Consider the following 14,650-nt stretch of genomic DNA (forward strand, 5'->3'; position numbering starts at 1 on the left):
TGGCGGGTGATCGACAGCTCCTTGGTGTCGATCTCGGGTGTCCTGCCCGAGAGCATGTCCGCGAGCACCCGGCCCGAGCCGCAGGCCATGGTCCACCCGAGCGTGCCGTGACCGGTGTTGAGATGCAGATTGGCATAACGCGTCGCGCCGATCACCGGTGGGCCGTCCGGCGTCATCGGGCGCAGGCCGCACCAGAAGGTCGCCTTGGCGAGATCCCCGCCGCGCGGGAACAGGTCGGTCAGCGAATGATCCAAGGTAGCGCGGCGCGCGGCGTACAGCTTGGTCGAATAGCCTGAGATCTCGGCGGTGCCGCCGACGCGGATGCGATCGCCGAGCCGCGTGATCGCGACCTTGTAGCTTTCGTCCATCACGGTCGATTCCGGCGCACCGGACGCATCCTTGATCGGCACGGTGATCGAATAGCCTTTCACCGGATAAACCGGCAGCGAGATGCCGAGCGGCCGGACCAGATGCGGCGAATAGCTGCCCAGCGCCAGCACATAGGCATCGGCCTGCATGATCCCTTGGCTGGTCGCAACACCGGTGATGCGGGTCGCATCCGCGTTCAACCCGTCGATGCCGACATTGAAGTTGAAGCGCACGCCGAGCTTCTCGGCCTCCAGCGCCAGTGCCTGCGTGAACATATGGCAGTCACCGGTCTCATCATGCGGCAGCCGCAGCCCGCCGGCGAACTTCTCCTTCACACCGGCGAGCGCCGGCTCGGCGGCGATGCAGCCGTCGCGGTCGAGCACCTCGAAGGGCACGCCATATTGCTTGAGCACGGCGATGTCCTCGCCGGTGCCGTCGAGCTGGGCCTGATAGCGGAACAATTGCAGCGTGCCGCGCTCGCGCTCGTCGTAGCGGATGCCGATATCGGCGCGCAGCGCCCGCAGACAATCGCGGCTGTATTCCGCGATCGGGATCATCCGGCTCTTGTTCACCGCGTAGCGCGCCGAGGTACAGTTGCGCAGCATCTTGAGCAACCACAGCCACATCACCGGATCGAGCTTCGGACGGATCACCAGCGGGCCGTGCTTCATCAACAGCCACTTCACCGCCTTCACCGGCACGCCGGGCCCGGCCCAGGGCGATGAATAACCGGGCGATACTTCGCCGGCATTGGCAAAGGAGGTCTCGAGCGCGGGCTTCGGCTGACGGTCGATCACCGTCACCTCGTGGCCGGCGCGGGCAAGATAATAGGCCGAGGTGACGCCGATCACGCCACTGCCGAGAACAAGGACCTTCACTGTTCCTCACATCCTGCAGCGGAAACGCAATCGCCGCTGCGAAACCAGTTTGCTTCGCAACGGCGACAGCATTTTGTAGGGCTAGCGACTACTGAGATAGCAATAATCGGGCCAGCAATGATCAGGCGGCGCGCTTGATGGCGCCGTCGAGGATCGAGACCATGTCGTCGATATGCTTCTTCTCGACGATCAGGGGCGGCGACATCGCCATCGAATCGCCGCCGAGGCGGAGATAGAGGCCGGAGTTGAAGCAGTCGACCATGATGTCGTAGCCGCGGGTGCCGGGGGCGTCCTTGCGCGGGGCGACTTCGACCGCGCCCATCAGGCCGACGTTGCGGATGTCGACGACATTCGGCAGGCCCTTCAGCGAGTGCAGGGCATCGCGCCAGTAATCGGCGAGCGACGCGCCGCGGGTCAGCAGTCCCTCATCCTTGTAGATGTCGAGCGTGGCGATGCCGGCGGCGCAGGCCACCGGATGCGCTGAATAGGTGTAGCCGTGGAACAGCTCCATGGCGTTGTCCGGGCCAACCATCAGCCCGTCGTGGACCTGGCGGCTGGCGAACACCGCGCCGCACGGTACGGTGCCGTTGGTGATGCCCTTGGCGGTCGTCATCATGTCCGGCGTGACGCCGAAGAAGTTGGCGGCGAACGGCGTGCCGAGGCGGCCGAAGCCGGTGATGACCTCGTCGAAGATCAGGAGGATGCCGTGCTTGGTGCAGAGCTCGCGCAGCCGCTGCAGGTAACCCTTCGGCGGCGGCAGCACCGCAGTCGAGCCCGGCACCGGCTCGACGATCACGGCAGCGATGGTGTCGGCGCCATGCAGCGCCACCATCCGCTCGACATCGTCGGCGAGCTCGGCGCCATGATCCGGCTGGTCCTTGGCGAAGGCGTTGCGCGCCATATCGTGGGTGTGGCGGATGTGGTCGACGCCGGGCAGATGGGTCGCGAACTGGCGGCGGTTGGCGACCATGCCGCCGACCGACATGCCGCCGAAGCCAACGCCATGATAGCCACGCTCGCGGCCGATCAGGCGGGTGCGGGTCGCCTGGCCGTTAGCGCGATGATAGGCCAGCGCGATCTTCAGCGCGGTGTCGACCGATTCAGAGCCCGAATTGGTGAAGAAGATGCGGTCGAGCCCCTTCGGGGCGATCTCGGCGAGCCGTTCGGCGAAATCGAACGCCAGCGGATGACCCATGTTGAAGGACGGCGCGAAATCCAGCGTCGTGAGCTGCCGCTCGACGGCGGCCGCGATCTGCGGACGGCCGTGGCCGGCGTTGACACACCAGAGGCCGGCGGAGCCGTCGATCACCTGCCGCCCGTCGACGGAGGTGTAGTACATGCCCTTGGCGGAGGAGAACAGCCGCGGCGTTTTCTTGAATTGCCGGTTGGCCGTGAACGGCATCCAGAACGAATCGGTCTTGATGGTGTTCGGAATCTGATGAACGGTCACGGCGGAGCTCCATATTGGTTTCCCACAGTCGGACCACGCCTTGCGCTACTCAACAAGTCCTTTTCTGTCGCGCCGCAAGCCATTGATCTCATTGAAGCGGTCTGCGAAGATTTGTTCGATCCGCAACACCTACAACAGGGATTTTGCCATGAGCGTCGATATAGGCGGACGGCTGCGATTCATCCGCGCGCGGCACAAGCTGTCGCAGCGCGAACTCGCCAAGCGGTCCGGCGTCACTAATTCGACGATCTCGCTGATCGAATCCAACCAGATGAACCCGTCGGTCGGCGCGCTTAAGCGCATTCTCGACGGCATCCCGATGGGGCTCGCGGAGTTCTTCGCGATCGAGCCGGAGCGCCCGCGCAAGGCGTTCTACCGCTCCGAGGAGTTGACCGAGATCGGCAAGAAGCCGATCTCCTACCGTCAGGTCGGCGACAATCTCTTCGGCCGCGCCCTGCAGATCCTGATGGAGCGCTACGAGCCCGGCAGCGACACCGGGCGGGTGCCGCTGTCCCATGAGGGCGAGGAAGGCGGCATCGTGGTGAGCGGCCGCCTAGAGGTCACCGTCGACGACGAGCGTCGCGTGCTCAACGCCGGCGACGCCTATTATTTCGAGAGCCGCCGCCCGCACCGCTTCCGTTGCATCGGCGCCAAGCCATGCGAGGTGATCTCGGCCTGCACGCCGCCCTCGTTCTGAACCTGACGCGCGCGACCCAAGCCCCGCGGGCGGCGTGCCAGGGACCGCTCCCCGACGACGAGGCGCTGCAGCGCCGTCACAGATCGCGCGTCTGCCGATCGCCCCATGCGATCACGGCGGCGACGGTGGCGAACATTGCGGTGACGGCGATCACGACGAGGATGGTGTCGATGGCCATGGGTCTTCTCCTGCATCCGACGGAAAAGACCTAGCGCGAGTGCTCGCGTCTCGCCTTGCGCTGGATCAAAAGCCGGCGCCACGGTGGTCAGCCCGCGCCGATGCGCTTCAGTCGCTCCTGGTCGAGCAACCGCACGCCATCTGGCACGATCAACACCGCCTTCTCGCGCGCAAGCCGCGTCAGGGTGCGGCTCACCGTCTCGATGGTGAGGCCGAGATAATCGGCGATGTCTTGGCGGCTCATCGGCAGCGGCACGGTGACGGATACGGCTCCGATGCGGGCATAGCGCGCCTGCATGTTGAGCAGGAATGCCGCGATCTTCTCCTCCGCAGTGCGCCGACCGAGCAGCAGCATCTGGTCCTGCGCGAGACTCAATTCGTGACCGGCGAATTCGTGCAGTCGGCGCAGCAGATGCGGCTTGCCGTCGACATAGGCGAGGAACGCCGATCGTGCGAAGCGGCAGACCGATACCCTGCCGACCGCCTCCGCGGTGACGCCGTAGCGATCCTGCAAGGCGAGGCCGAGGAAGTCGCCCGGCAGCGCGAAGCCCACGATCTGCCGCCGGCCATCGGGCAACGACTTGTACAGCCGCACCACGCCTTCGGTGACGTTGAACACGCTGCCCGCCAGCGCGCTCTGCTCGAACAGCATCGTTCGCGCCTGAACCTTCCTTGCCTGGCTGATCCGGTCGAGTTCCTCGAGCTCGGACGACTCCAGCGCCGCGCAGACGCTGAACAGCCTGACCTTGCAGTCCTCGCAGCCATTGGCGGCGCGGCCGTGCTTGCAGTCGTGCTGTGTCGCCTCGGCACACGGTTCCTGCAGTGGTTCGGCAATGCTCATGGCTGGGGTCCGCCTGGTTCCATGTCGACACTATCGGATTCGATTTGATCTGGATCAACCGTCGGCGGCATTGATGCAAATCAATGCCGCATCCGCCGATCCCCAGCAATTTCATGCGCCATCGAGGAAATCGACGATGGACGAGCAATTCCAGGCGCTTCCGATCGGCCATCAGGACGCGATCGCGGCCTATCCGCTGGTGTTCATGCATGATGCCAGCATTACCGCGGAGCAGTGGCTGCAGTTCGTGCGCCGGCGCTGCCGGAGCCGCTCGCCCCGGACCGGGCTGATCGCGATCCGCGATCGCCGCGGCGTCATCCATGCCCTCTTCAGTTACCGCATCGACAGCGACCTGCGCGTTCGCAAGCGGCTGAACATCAGCGATCTGATCGTGGCCCATCTGCCCGGTTCGCAGATCGACGACGCGGTGGCGACCGTTGTCGCTGATGTCTCGGCGCAATTCGGCTGCCAGATCGTCACGATCGAACGGCCATTCGTCAGGCCGCACGCGCCGCGAGCCGGATGCCCGACCGCCGACGCGCTGCAGCGTCGGAACCGCCGCGTCAATTGACCACGCCCTGCGTCGTTTGATCTGGATCAGTTTACGCAATCTGCAGTTGCAGTATACTCATCGCACCATGAGCACGTCCGATCTCAAGCGAAACGTCCTGACCGTGGTCGCGATCAAGGTCGCGATCGTCGTGCTCGCGGCCATCTTCGTGTTCGGACCTGGCCGGCGTCCCCGCATCGACGCCGATGCGCTCGATCGCCAGATCCTGAACCATCCAACCTCCAACAGCAGGGAATCCATCCGATGACGTCAATGGATGTCGTATCGCTGTCGCGCCTGCAGTTCGGGCTGACCGCGCTCTATCACTTCCTGTTCGTGCCGCTCACATTGGGTCTCGCCGTTCTGCTCGGCGTGATGGAGAGCGTCTATGTGATGACCGGCCGCGAGATCTGGAAGGAGATGACGAAGTTCTGGGGCGTGCTGTTCGGCATCAACTTCGCGATGGGCGTCGCCACCGGCATCACGATGGAATTCCAGTTCGGCATGAACTGGGCCTATTACAGCCACTATGTCGGCGACATCTTCGGTGCGCCGCTGGCGATCGAAGGCCTGATGGCCTTCTTCCTCGAGGCGACCTTCATCGGCCTGTTCTTCTTCGGCTGGGACAAGCTCAGCCGTGTGCAGCATCTCGCCGTCACCTGGCTGGTCGCGCTCGGTTCCAACCTCTCGGCGCTGTGGATCCTGATCGCCAACGGCTGGATGCAGTATCCGGTCGGCGCCAAGTTCAATCCCGACACGATGCGGATGGAAGTCTCCGACTTCATGGCGGTGCTCTTCAACCCGGTGGCGCAGGCCAAGTTCGTGCACACCGTCAGCGCCGGCTACGTGACGGGATCGATGTTCGTGCTGTCGGTCAGCGCCTTCTATCTGCTGCGCGGCCGCCACGTCGAGTTCGCCAAGCGCTCGATGACGGTCGCGGCAAGCTTCGGTCTCGCCTCCGCATTATCGGTCGTCGTGCTCGGCGACGAGAGCGGCTACACCGCCGGCGAGAACCAGAAGATGAAGATCGCGGCAATCGAGGCGATGTGGGACACCGAGCCGGCGCCCGCCTCCTTCACGCTGTTCGGCCTGCCCGACCTCAAGAACCGGCGCACCAACTACGAGATCAAGATCCCGTGGATGCTCGGCTTGATCGCCACGCGCTCGATCGACAAGACCGTGCCGGGCATCAACGAGCTGGTCGGCCATGCCGAGCAGCGCATCCGCGCCGGCCTGATCGCCTATGACGCGCTGGACAAGCTGCGCAGGCAGCCATCTGACACTGAGCGGGCGCGGCTCGATGCCAACGCCGCCGACCTCGGCTATGCCCTGCTGTTGAAGAAGATCCGTCCTGACATCACCAATGCGGCGTCCGACGAGATCACCGCGGCGGCCTGGAGCACGGTGCCCGCAGTGTCGCCGTTGTTCTGGAGCTTCCGGATCATGGTCGGGCTCGGCTTCTATTTCATCGCGCTGTTCGCGGTTGCCTTCGTGCTGGCAAGTCGGCGCGAGCTGACGCGCTATCGCAGCTTCCTCTGGCTGGCGCTGCTCAGCCTGCCGCTGCCGTGGATCGCGGCAGAGCTCGGCTGGGTCGTCGCCGAAGTCGGCCGGCAGCCCTGGGTCATCGAGGGCGTGCTGCCGACCTTCCTCGCGGTCTCGAGCATTTCCGCCGCCAATGTCTGGTTCACGCTGATCGGCTTCGTGGTGTTCTATTCGACGCTCGCGATCGTCGACGTCTATCTCATGCTGAAGACCGTCAAGGACGGACCGCCTGCGGGCGCAGCACCGGAGCAGCCGAAGCTGCGGCTCGCCGTCAGCCCCGCCGAATAGGGAGATTGCGATGTTCGACTACGAGATGATGCGATTGATCTGGTGGGCGCTGCTTGGAATCCTCCTGATCGGCTTCGCGGTGATGGACGGTTTCGATCTCGGAGTGGCGATCCTGCTGCCCTACGTGGCGCGCACCGATATCGAGCGCCGCATCGCGATCAACACCATAGGACCGGTGTGGGAAGGCAACCAGGTCTGGCTCGTCCTCGGCGGCGGCGCGATCTTCGCGGCCTGGCCGATGCTCTACGCGGTGGCGTTTTCCGGCTTCTATCTCGCGATGTTTCTGGTGCTGGCGGCGCTGATCTTCCGTCCGGTCGCCTTCACGTTCCGCAGCAAGCTGGACGGTCCACGCTGGCGCGCGGCGTGGGATCTCGCGATCTTTGTCAGCGGGCTGGTGCCAGCGCTGATCTTCGGCGTCGCCTTCGGCAATGTGATCGTCGGCGTCCCCTTCCGCTTCGACGATTCGCTGCGGATGATCTATGAGGGTAATTTGCTCGGCCTGCTCAACCCGTTCGCGCTGGTTTGCGGCCTCATCAGCGTTTCCATGCTGACGTTGCACGGAGCGAGCTATCTGGCGCTGAAGGCGAGCGGGCCGGTGGCGGATCGCGCCGTGCAGGCCGCACGCCTGGCCGGGCCGGTCGCGGTCGTATTGTTCGTGCTCGCCGGCGTCTGGGTCGCATTCGGCATCGACGGTTATGTCGTCACGTCGCAACTCGCGCATGACGGCCCATCGACCCCGCTTGCGAAAGAGGTGACGCGGCGGGCCGGAGCCTGGCTGGACAACTACCGTGCCTTTCCATGGACCATGGCGGCACCGATCGCAGCCATCGTGATGCTGGCGATCACGGCTCCGCTGCTATCGGCCAAGCGCGCGGCCGCAGCGTTCGTCTGCGGCAGCATCGGCGTCGCCGGCGTCGTCGCAACCGCGGGGCTCAGCGTCTTTCCGTTCATGCTGCCGTCGTCGCTCGATCCGCATGCCAGCCTCACGGTCTGGGACTCCTCGTCGAGCCACCTGACGCTGAAGATCATGCTGTTCGCCACCGCCGTCTTTCTGCCGATCATCCTGCTCTACACCGCCTGGGTCTATCGGGTGCTGCGCGGCCCGGTCACCGCCGCCCTGATCGAGCACGGTGGCGGGCATTCGGCTTATTGAGGGAGATCACCAGCAATGTGGTACTTCTCGTGGATCCTCGGCGTCGGCTTTGCCGGCACCTTCGCCATCCTCAACGCCATGTGGTTCGAGCTCCATGTCCAGGACAGCGCCGAAGACGGCAATGCGCGCTGACGGCACGACGGCGGCGCTGCGCGGCGCCTCCTTCGCCGTCGCGCTGGCCGCCAGCCTGGCCTTGATGCTGTGTCCCTTCCTGCTCCGTCACGTGCCGCAGGAGCGGCTGCACACCGCGCTGCCGGTACTGATGCTCGGCGTCGCCGGCGCGTTCGTCCACGGCATCGGCTACCGGCCCGACAGTCCCCTGCTTCGGATCCTGTTCGGACCAGCCTGTGCCTGGACACTGATGCTGGCCGGCGCGCTTCTGATGTTCATGGTTTGAGCGGCAAACCCATGGCGACGCGCTCCAGTTCTGTTGTCGGTGAGACGTCGCAGGAGTAGCGTTGCGGTCGTTGGAACGTCCGATTGCCCGCGGAGCTGCCGCATGCGCGTCGTCGTGCTGTTCATCGCCTTTCTCCTGGGCTCGCTGTCTCCGGCCACAGCCGACGACGTCACGGCCGCACAGGACGTGATCCGCGCGCAGGAGCAGGCGTTCGGTCGCGACGACGCCAGCGCGGCCTATTCCTTTGCCGCGCCCGCGATCCGGCAGATCTTTCCGCAGGCCGACATCTTCATGTCGATGGTGCAGAACAGGTACGCGCCGGTCTATCGCCACAGGAGCTTCGACTTCGGCGAGGCACGCAGCGATGGCGACCGGATCGCACAGCGCGTCCACATCATCGACGCCAACGGCGAGGCGTGGGAGGCGCTCTATACGCTGTAGCGGGAGCCGGACGGCAGCCTGAAGATCACCGGCTGTTCACTGCTCAAGGCCGGCCAATCGGTGTGACCTGCCGCGACGGCGCGAACTAAAGCGCGATGAGATTGAGTTGAATCGTCATCGCGCTTTAGCTGAGCATGATCTTTTCGGAAAACCGTTTCACACTTTTCCGGATCATGCTTTAGGCCACCGCCAGCCGCTGCCGCGAGCGCATCAACAGCAGCAGCATGATGGTGACGTTGAGCAGGTTCCAGGCCAACCCGTTGGCGAAGGCCGCAGCGTAGGAGCCGGTGGCGTCGAAGATCACGCCCGAGATCCAGCCGCCGAGCGACATGCCGAATACCGAGGCGAAGATCACGATGCCGATGCGGGTGGCGGCTTCCGAAGCCGGCATCGCCTCGCGCACGATGATCGCATAGCTCGGCACGATACCGCCCTGGAACAGGCCGAACATCGCCGAGATGATGTAAAGCGAGGTCAGGCTGTCGAAGAACAGATAGAACAGCAGCGCTGTGCCTTGCGCGATCGAACCGATCAGCAGCGTGCGGATGCCGCCGATCTTGTCGGCGAGGAAACCCGAACCGATCCGACTGATGATGCCGAATCCGAGCATCATCGACAGCATCTCGGCGCCGCGCGCCACGCCATAGCCGAGATCGCCGCAATAGGCGACGATATGAACCTGCGGCATCGACATCGCCACGCAGCAGGCGATCGAGGCCAGCGACAGGATCGCGGTCAGCGCATTGGTGGAGAGCTTCAGGTCGACCCGCGGCGGCGCCGCGTTGACGTGGCTGCGTCGGGTAGCGGCCCCCATCAGCAGGCGCAGCACGGTGAGCCCGAGCGCCATCGCAATCGCCGTGAAGATGCCGATCGCGATATGGGTGGTGCGCCAGCCGAACGTCTGGATTCCGAAATTGACGGCCGGCGGCCACAGCGTGCCGCCGATGTAGTTGCCGCTCGCGGCGATCGCGACCGCAAGCCCGCGATAGCGATCGAACCAGTGCGAGGCTTCCGCCATCAGCGGACCGAACGTCGCCGCGGAGGACAGGCCGATGGCGAAATGCAACAGGATGAACGCCCAGACCGACGGCGCGTAACCGGCAGCGATATAGCCGAGACCGAGGATACCGATCCCGACGCCGATCGCGGCGACGATGCCATAGCGGTCGCTGATCTTGCCGGTGACCACCTGACCGAGACCGAAACCGAGCATCACCATGGTGAAGGCGAGCGAGGCGGTCCCGCGTGTTGCGCCGAAGTCGGACTGCACCTCCGGCAAAGCCACGACGACCGACCACATGCCGACGCTGCCGAGCGAGCCGATGACCACGGCAACGGCAAGTCTCAACCACGCTCGACGCGAGTCGGGAATGAACACTGCGGGTTCGGAGGAAAATTGAGAAGAAATTGCCACGGCCGGCGGAACTTCGTCGGCATTTGCCTCAAGGTCAAGCCACAATGCCGAGAGATTAGGCATGCAAGACCGAGGGGACGCTACCGCCGCGCGTGAGCCGCCGCATCAATTGCCGTAGTTCGGATCCTGCGCCTGGAACGGGCCGCACTTCGCGTCGACGGCGAACCGTTGGTCGAAATCGACCGTTCCGCCGCCAATCGGGATGCGTGTCGGCGGCAAGCCGCGTGTGTATTGATCGACGGTCACGAACCGCTTGTCTGCGCTCATCGTCACGTGGACCGGCTCGAGACCCTTGCCCTTGTTGAGCGGGCTCAGATCGAGCGTGTAGTAGCCATTCACTGTCTGGCCCGCGGCCATGCCGTGAGGTGCGAACACGACCGGTTGAGGAAGATAGACCTCCATCTGGACGCCGCTGCCCTGGCAAACCAGCATGCGGATCAGCCAAGCTTCCTGGCCCGGAGGCTTCGCGGCAGCATTCGCTGCGACGGAAAAGGTAATGGCTGCGACAACACCGATACCCGAGAGCGAACGGCCGCCGGTCGTTGCCGCAGCGTGGCCGGGTTGCTTCCGCATGAATTGCCCCTGACATGATGCGTCGTGCGTGCTGTTTAGTCAGGTGTTTGGCTCCCGAAGTTCAATGCGTGTCCGTCGATTTGGGCAAGCGCCCCAGTAGCCCGCCTCCCTTGCCGGGATGGTTTGGGCGGCGGTCATCTGACGACAGCCTTTCCTGTACCGGCGGGCCGGCATTTGATATGATGCCGGTCTCCTCGGACTGATCCGTAATTTTGAAGAGGAAGGAATTCTCAACGCCTGCATCGTTCACCGACAGTCATATGGAGGTTTGCCATGACTTCTGACTGGCGTCTGGAAGGCGAATGGATCAAGAATTGCAATTGTGCATTTGGCTGCCCCTGCGATTTCAATGCGCTGCCGACTCATGGTTCCTGCAAGGGCCTGGTCGGCATGAGGATCACAAAGGGACATTTCGGAAGCATCAAGCTCGACGGCCTGGTCTTCGCGGCGACCGTGGAATTTCCTGGCGCGCTGCACGAAGGGAACGGGCAGATGCAGCCGATCATCGACGAGCGCGCCACAGCGGAACAGCGCGAAGCGCTGTTCAACATCTTCTCCGGCAAAAATTCAGCCGAAGGCACGCTGTTCCAGATCCTCAGCCTGATCGTGACCAAGATACATGATCCGCTGTTCGTGCCGTTCGAGTTCTCGTTCGACAAGAACGGGCGCATCGCTAGGCTCGTCGCCAAGGGCGTTCTGGAGACCGACGTCGAGCCGATCAAGAACCCTGTGACCGGCACGCCGCACCGCATCCGGGTCGTGATGCCGGAAGGCTTCGAGCACCGCGTAGCCGAGGTGGCCTCCGCCAATATCCACTCGACCGGCGCGATCAAGTTCGAAACCAAGGGCTCGCACAGCTCGCTCGCCAACGTCGTGCAGACGCCGGATGGCGTCGCGGCCTGACGCCGGCGTGCACAGTTCGGTCGTCCGGCTGCTGGGATCCCACGATGCGCGAGACATCGGCGCTCGAACATGTCCTGCGGCATGACCGCCTGATCTTCGCAGGCGGCATCGCCGCTGTGACGGCGCTGGCCTGGGGCTACCTCCTGACCGGCGCCGGCATCGACATGAGCATGGCCGACATGCCGATGGATCCGATGCCGTGGACGCCGTCCTACGCTGCGCTGATCTTTGCCATGTGGCTGACGATGATGATTGCCATGATGGTCTCGAGCGCGGCGCCGATGGTGCTGTTGTTCGCCGCGCTGAAGCGCAAGCAATCGATAGCCGCTTCTCCGCTCGCCGACTCCTGGACCTTTCTGTGCGGCTATCTCCTGGTCTGGGCCGGATTCAGCCTCACGGCGACGCTGGCCCAATGGCAACTCGATCGCGCGGGCCTGCTGTCGATGGCGATGGCGAGCACCAGCGTCGCGCTGGGCGGCTGCATCCTGCTTCTGGCCGGGCTCTACCAGTTCACGCCGCTCAAGCGCGCCTGCCTGCGCTATTGCCAGAGCCCGGTGCTGTTCCTGAGCCGGCACTGGTGTCCGGGCACGGCTGGTGCGTTGCGCATGGGACTGCACCACGGCCTTTACTGCCTCGGGTGCTGCTGGTCCCTCATGGTGTTGTTGTTCGTCGGCGGCACGATGAACCTGCTCTGGATCGTCGTCATCACCCTGTATGTCGCCTGCGAGAAGTTGCTTCCGGTCGGCCACCGCCTGAGCTACGCCGCCGGCGCCGGCCTGATTGCGGCGGGGCTCATCGTGCTTGTGCGTGCGACTTGAGAAGAGGTGTACAGGACTTCGGGAATATCGATTGCTCGACGGCGATCATCCTATCGAGAAAGATTGAAGCAGTGCGAGCCTGTTCACACTTGCCGTTCGCGATCCGGACCATAATCGCTTGATGATGCGTCAGACGGTGGATTGTGCGCCGCAATCCGAGAGGTCTGCTCGCGGCAGGACTGACAACGGGAGACGGCGCTGGCCGTGCAAGTTACGCTCAATGGCATCGCAGGCTTTCATCGGAGAGTAAATCATGCATACGTTGTCCGCAGAATGGCTACCTGTTTCAATTGCGCCATCGGACCGGGATCTCGAAGTCTGTGTCCTGGACTATGATGGAATGGTCCACGCGCTCGTATTCCCATGTCACAGGCAGGGCGCCGAATGGGTCGACGACGCCAACAGGACGCACGCCGATATTCAGCCGACGCACTGGCGCACCTGGATGCATTCGGCGAATTAGGTGACAGGGCGCGCCAATCTCGAAGCGCCGCCTCGCGCCGACCTGCAAAATCGACCAGGCTCATCGCGTGGTTCGGGGTGAGCCGGAGGCTCGTCATGAAATCACATACGATCCCCTTCGAAAATCGCTGGACCAACGGCAAGCATGCCCGGGAGTGGCATTGCGAACTCGAGCGGCTGGGCGTCGCGACCCTCAGGACGATGTATCACGAACCACGAAACGCATCATCGTGACGAGCCCTCCGTAGTGTTCGACGTTCCTGCCGGCTTTGTCCGAGACTGGCTGGCATTCCACGACCGGCGCGCCGCGCGTCAGCAGTTCCTGAGGCGCGCCAGCGTGCTGGGCCTCATCGCCGCACCAGGGGTCGTGCTCGGCGCCCCTAGGTAGTCTCCGCCCCCAAACCGGCAGCGACGGGCGCAGAATGGCGCGGTAAATCGCCTATTAACCCTTTGCTAACCATACACTGGGCAAGAATTGCCCAGTGAAGTCGAGTGTCGTCGATCGCGTATGACGGGCGGAGATCCCCGTGGACGCAAGTGCGGTGCCTCACTTTCGAAGCGGCGGCCCTGCGGCCGTCGCGCAGACGCTTGGCGGCCGTAGCCGCCAATCGCGAGGGAGAGCGGCTACCATGGTCGNNAGGGCACGGCGGGCAAAGGCGGCTTCCCGAACCTCAGTGATATCAGCGACATCCTGAAGCGCGGCGACCTCGCGCTGGCGCTGGGCGTCCTCACCATCCTGGTGGTGCTGATCCTGCCGCTGCCCTCGATGGTGCTCGACCTGTTCCTGGCGGTCTCGATCACGGTTTCGATCCTGATCCTGATGACCTCGCTGTTCATCCAGGCGCCGCTGGAATTCTCGTCGTTTCCGACCATCCTGCTGATTTCGACCATGATGCGGCTGTCGCTGAACATGGCCTCGACCCGGCTGATCCTGAGCCACGGCCACGAGGGCACCGCCGCCGCCGGCCATGTCATCGAGGCGTTCGGCAACTTCGTGATGGGCGGCAACTTCGTGATCGGTATCATCGTGTTCGCGATCCTGGTGATCGTGAACTTCGTGGTCATCACCAAGGGTTCGGGCCGCATCGCCGAGGTCGCGGCCCGCTTCCAGCTGGACTCGATGCCCGGCAAGCAGATGGCGATCGACGCCGACCTTTCCGCCGGCCTGATCGACGAGAAGGCCGCCAAGGAACGCCGCAAGGCGCTGGAAGACGAAAGCGGCTTCTTCGGCGCCATGGACGGTGCCTCGAAATTCGTCCGCGGCGACGCCATAGCGGGCCTCTTGATCGTCGGCATCAACATCGTCGGCGGCATCATCATCGGCGTCGCCCAGCAGGGACTGTCCTTCAGCGAAGCCGCCCGCACCTACACGGTGCTAACCGTCGGCGACGGCCTCGTCACCCAGGTGCCCGCCCTGATCGTCTCGACCGCCGCCGGCCTCTTGGTCTCCAAGGCCGGCATCACCGGCGCCGCCGACAAGGCGCTGATGGGCCAGCTCTCCGGCTATCCACAGGCGCTCGGCATGTCGGCCGGCGTCATGCTGGTGCTGTCGCTGCTGCCGGGCATTCCGATGCTCCCCTTCATGGCGCTCGGCTCCGGCGCCGCGGCGCTGGCCTGGAATGCGCGCAAGCAGAAGCGGGCCAAGAAGGCCGCCGAAACCGCCGCCGCGGCAGCCCCGGCCGCGGCCGCGGCAGCCG

The 14,650-nt window shown here is 64.4% G+C and carries 14 protein-coding genes and 2 pseudogenes; 11 read left to right on the top strand and 5 right to left on the bottom strand.

Going from position 1 to position 14,650, the window contains the following annotated elements; all coding sequences use genetic code 11:
* On the bottom strand, positions 1–1,247 hold a 1,247-nt coding region (locus AS156_RS42760), incomplete at its 3' end, for a D-amino acid dehydrogenase (RefSeq protein WP_066502156.1).
* 121 nt (positions 1,248–1,368) lie between these two features.
* On the bottom strand, positions 1,369–2,697 hold the full coding sequence (aptA, locus tag AS156_RS07660; RefSeq protein ID WP_066502158.1) for an omega-aminotransferase AptA: 1,329 nt from the start codon (positions 2,695–2,697) through the stop codon (positions 1,369–1,371).
* A gap of 148 nt (positions 2,698–2,845) precedes the next feature.
* Here aptA and AS156_RS07665 point away from each other — a divergent pair, with 148 nt between their 5' ends.
* Positions 2,846–3,394, top strand: a complete 549-nt coding sequence (locus AS156_RS07665) for a cupin domain-containing protein (protein WP_066502232.1) — start codon at positions 2,846–2,848, stop codon at positions 3,392–3,394.
* Positions 3,395–3,659: 265 nt separating this feature from the next.
* On the opposite strand, the gene AS156_RS07670 is transcribed toward AS156_RS07665, so the two are convergent.
* Complete coding sequence (locus AS156_RS07670; protein ID WP_066502160.1) at positions 3,660–4,412, bottom strand: helix-turn-helix domain-containing protein; 753 nt, start codon at positions 4,410–4,412, stop codon at positions 3,660–3,662.
* A gap of 136 nt (positions 4,413–4,548) precedes the next feature.
* Here AS156_RS07670 and AS156_RS07675 point away from each other — a divergent pair, with 136 nt between their 5' ends.
* The 7 genes and pseudogenes from AS156_RS07675 (at position 4,549) to AS156_RS07705 (ending at position 8,849) form a co-directional block, all read left to right on the top strand.
* Positions 4,549–4,983: a hypothetical protein gene (locus AS156_RS07675; protein ID WP_136626076.1), complete on the top strand. Its 435-nt coding sequence runs from the start codon at positions 4,549–4,551 to the stop codon at positions 4,981–4,983.
* A 67-nt stretch (positions 4,984–5,050) separates the two neighbouring features.
* A complete protein-coding gene (locus tag AS156_RS07680; RefSeq protein ID WP_066502163.1) occupies positions 5,051–5,230 on the top strand; it encodes a hypothetical protein in 180 nt (59 codons plus the stop codon).
* On the top strand, positions 5,227–6,792 hold the full coding sequence (locus AS156_RS07685; protein ID WP_066502164.1) for a cytochrome ubiquinol oxidase subunit I: 1,566 nt from the start codon (positions 5,227–5,229) through the stop codon (positions 6,790–6,792). The genes AS156_RS07680 and AS156_RS07685 overlap by 4 nt, the downstream gene beginning before the upstream one ends.
* Before the next feature lie 10 nt (positions 6,793–6,802).
* Positions 6,803–7,945, top strand: a complete 1,143-nt coding sequence (cydB, locus tag AS156_RS07690) for a cytochrome d ubiquinol oxidase subunit II (protein WP_066502165.1) — start codon at positions 6,803–6,805, stop codon at positions 7,943–7,945.
* 15 nt (positions 7,946–7,960) lie between these two features.
* Positions 7,961–8,077 (top strand): cytochrome bd-I oxidase subunit CydX, encoded by a 117-nt coding sequence (gene cydX, locus AS156_RS07695; RefSeq protein WP_066502168.1) that lies wholly within the window; start codon positions 7,961–7,963, stop codon positions 8,075–8,077.
* The gene (locus AS156_RS07700; RefSeq protein ID WP_082747381.1) at positions 8,040–8,342 is read left to right on the top strand and encodes a cyd operon YbgE family protein; all 303 of its coding nucleotides are present in this window, start codon (positions 8,040–8,042) and stop codon (positions 8,340–8,342) included. Before cydX ends, AS156_RS07700 begins: the two co-directional genes overlap by 38 nt.
* Positions 8,343–8,444: 102 nt before the next feature.
* Positions 8,445–8,849, top strand: a pseudogene (locus AS156_RS07705) (DUF4864 domain-containing protein).
* 112 nt (positions 8,850–8,961) lie between these two features.
* Here the strand turns inward: AS156_RS07705 and AS156_RS07710 are convergent.
* Both AS156_RS07710 and AS156_RS07715 read right to left on the bottom strand, forming a co-directional pair.
* Entirely contained in the window at positions 8,962–10,161 is a 1,200-nt protein-coding gene (locus tag AS156_RS07710) for an MFS transporter (RefSeq protein WP_136626077.1), read from the bottom strand.
* 141 nt (positions 10,162–10,302) lie between these two features.
* Positions 10,303–10,770 (bottom strand): hypothetical protein, encoded by a 468-nt coding sequence (locus tag AS156_RS07715; protein WP_066502176.1) that lies wholly within the window; start codon positions 10,768–10,770, stop codon positions 10,303–10,305.
* A gap of 273 nt (positions 10,771–11,043) precedes the next feature.
* On the opposite strand from AS156_RS07715, the gene AS156_RS07720 reads away from it, so the two are divergent.
* From AS156_RS07720 to AS156_RS44065, 3 genes and pseudogenes are all read left to right on the top strand, one after another.
* Complete coding sequence (locus AS156_RS07720; RefSeq protein ID WP_066502178.1) at positions 11,044–11,673, top strand: DUF1326 domain-containing protein; 630 nt, start codon at positions 11,044–11,046, stop codon at positions 11,671–11,673.
* Between the two features lie 44 nt (positions 11,674–11,717).
* Entirely contained in the window at positions 11,718–12,491 is a 774-nt protein-coding gene (locus AS156_RS07725; RefSeq protein WP_066502180.1) for a DUF2182 domain-containing protein, read from the top strand.
* 1,228 nt (positions 12,492–13,719) lie between these two features.
* Positions 13,720–14,650 (top strand): annotated as a pseudogene (locus AS156_RS44065) (FHIPEP family type III secretion protein); the annotation flags it as partial.

Source organism: Bradyrhizobium macuxiense (assembly GCF_001542415.1).
In the GTDB taxonomy this organism is placed as follows: Bacteria; Pseudomonadota; Alphaproteobacteria; order Rhizobiales; family Xanthobacteraceae; genus Bradyrhizobium; species Bradyrhizobium macuxiense.

Excerpts from the sequence above, each read along its gene's own strand:
- cydX (WP_066502168.1), top strand. The coding sequence starts at position 7,961 with ATGTGGTACTTCTCGTGGATCCTCGGCGTCGGCTTTGCCGGCACCTTC.
- cydB (WP_066502165.1), top strand. The coding sequence starts at position 6,803 with ATGTTCGACTACGAGATGATGCGATTGATCTGGTGGGCGCTGCTTGGA.
- AS156_RS07715 (WP_066502176.1), bottom strand. The coding sequence starts at position 10,770 with ATGCGGAAGCAACCCGGCCACGCTGCGGCAACGACCGGCGGCCGTTCG.
- AS156_RS07670 (WP_066502160.1), bottom strand. The coding sequence starts at position 4,412 with ATGAGCATTGCCGAACCACTGCAGGAACCGTGTGCCGAGGCGACACAG.
- AS156_RS07680 (WP_066502163.1), top strand. The coding sequence starts at position 5,051 with ATGAGCACGTCCGATCTCAAGCGAAACGTCCTGACCGTGGTCGCGATC.
- AS156_RS07685 (WP_066502164.1), top strand. The coding sequence starts at position 5,227 with ATGACGTCAATGGATGTCGTATCGCTGTCGCGCCTGCAGTTCGGGCTG.
- AS156_RS07665 (WP_066502232.1), top strand. The coding sequence starts at position 2,846 with ATGAGCGTCGATATAGGCGGACGGCTGCGATTCATCCGCGCGCGGCAC.
- AS156_RS07720 (WP_066502178.1), top strand. The coding sequence starts at position 11,044 with ATGACTTCTGACTGGCGTCTGGAAGGCGAATGGATCAAGAATTGCAAT.
- AS156_RS07700 (WP_082747381.1), top strand. The coding sequence starts at position 8,040 with ATGTCCAGGACAGCGCCGAAGACGGCAATGCGCGCTGACGGCACGACG.
- AS156_RS07675 (WP_136626076.1), top strand. The coding sequence starts at position 4,549 with ATGGACGAGCAATTCCAGGCGCTTCCGATCGGCCATCAGGACGCGATC.
- AS156_RS07725 (WP_066502180.1), top strand. The coding sequence starts at position 11,718 with ATGCGCGAGACATCGGCGCTCGAACATGTCCTGCGGCATGACCGCCTG.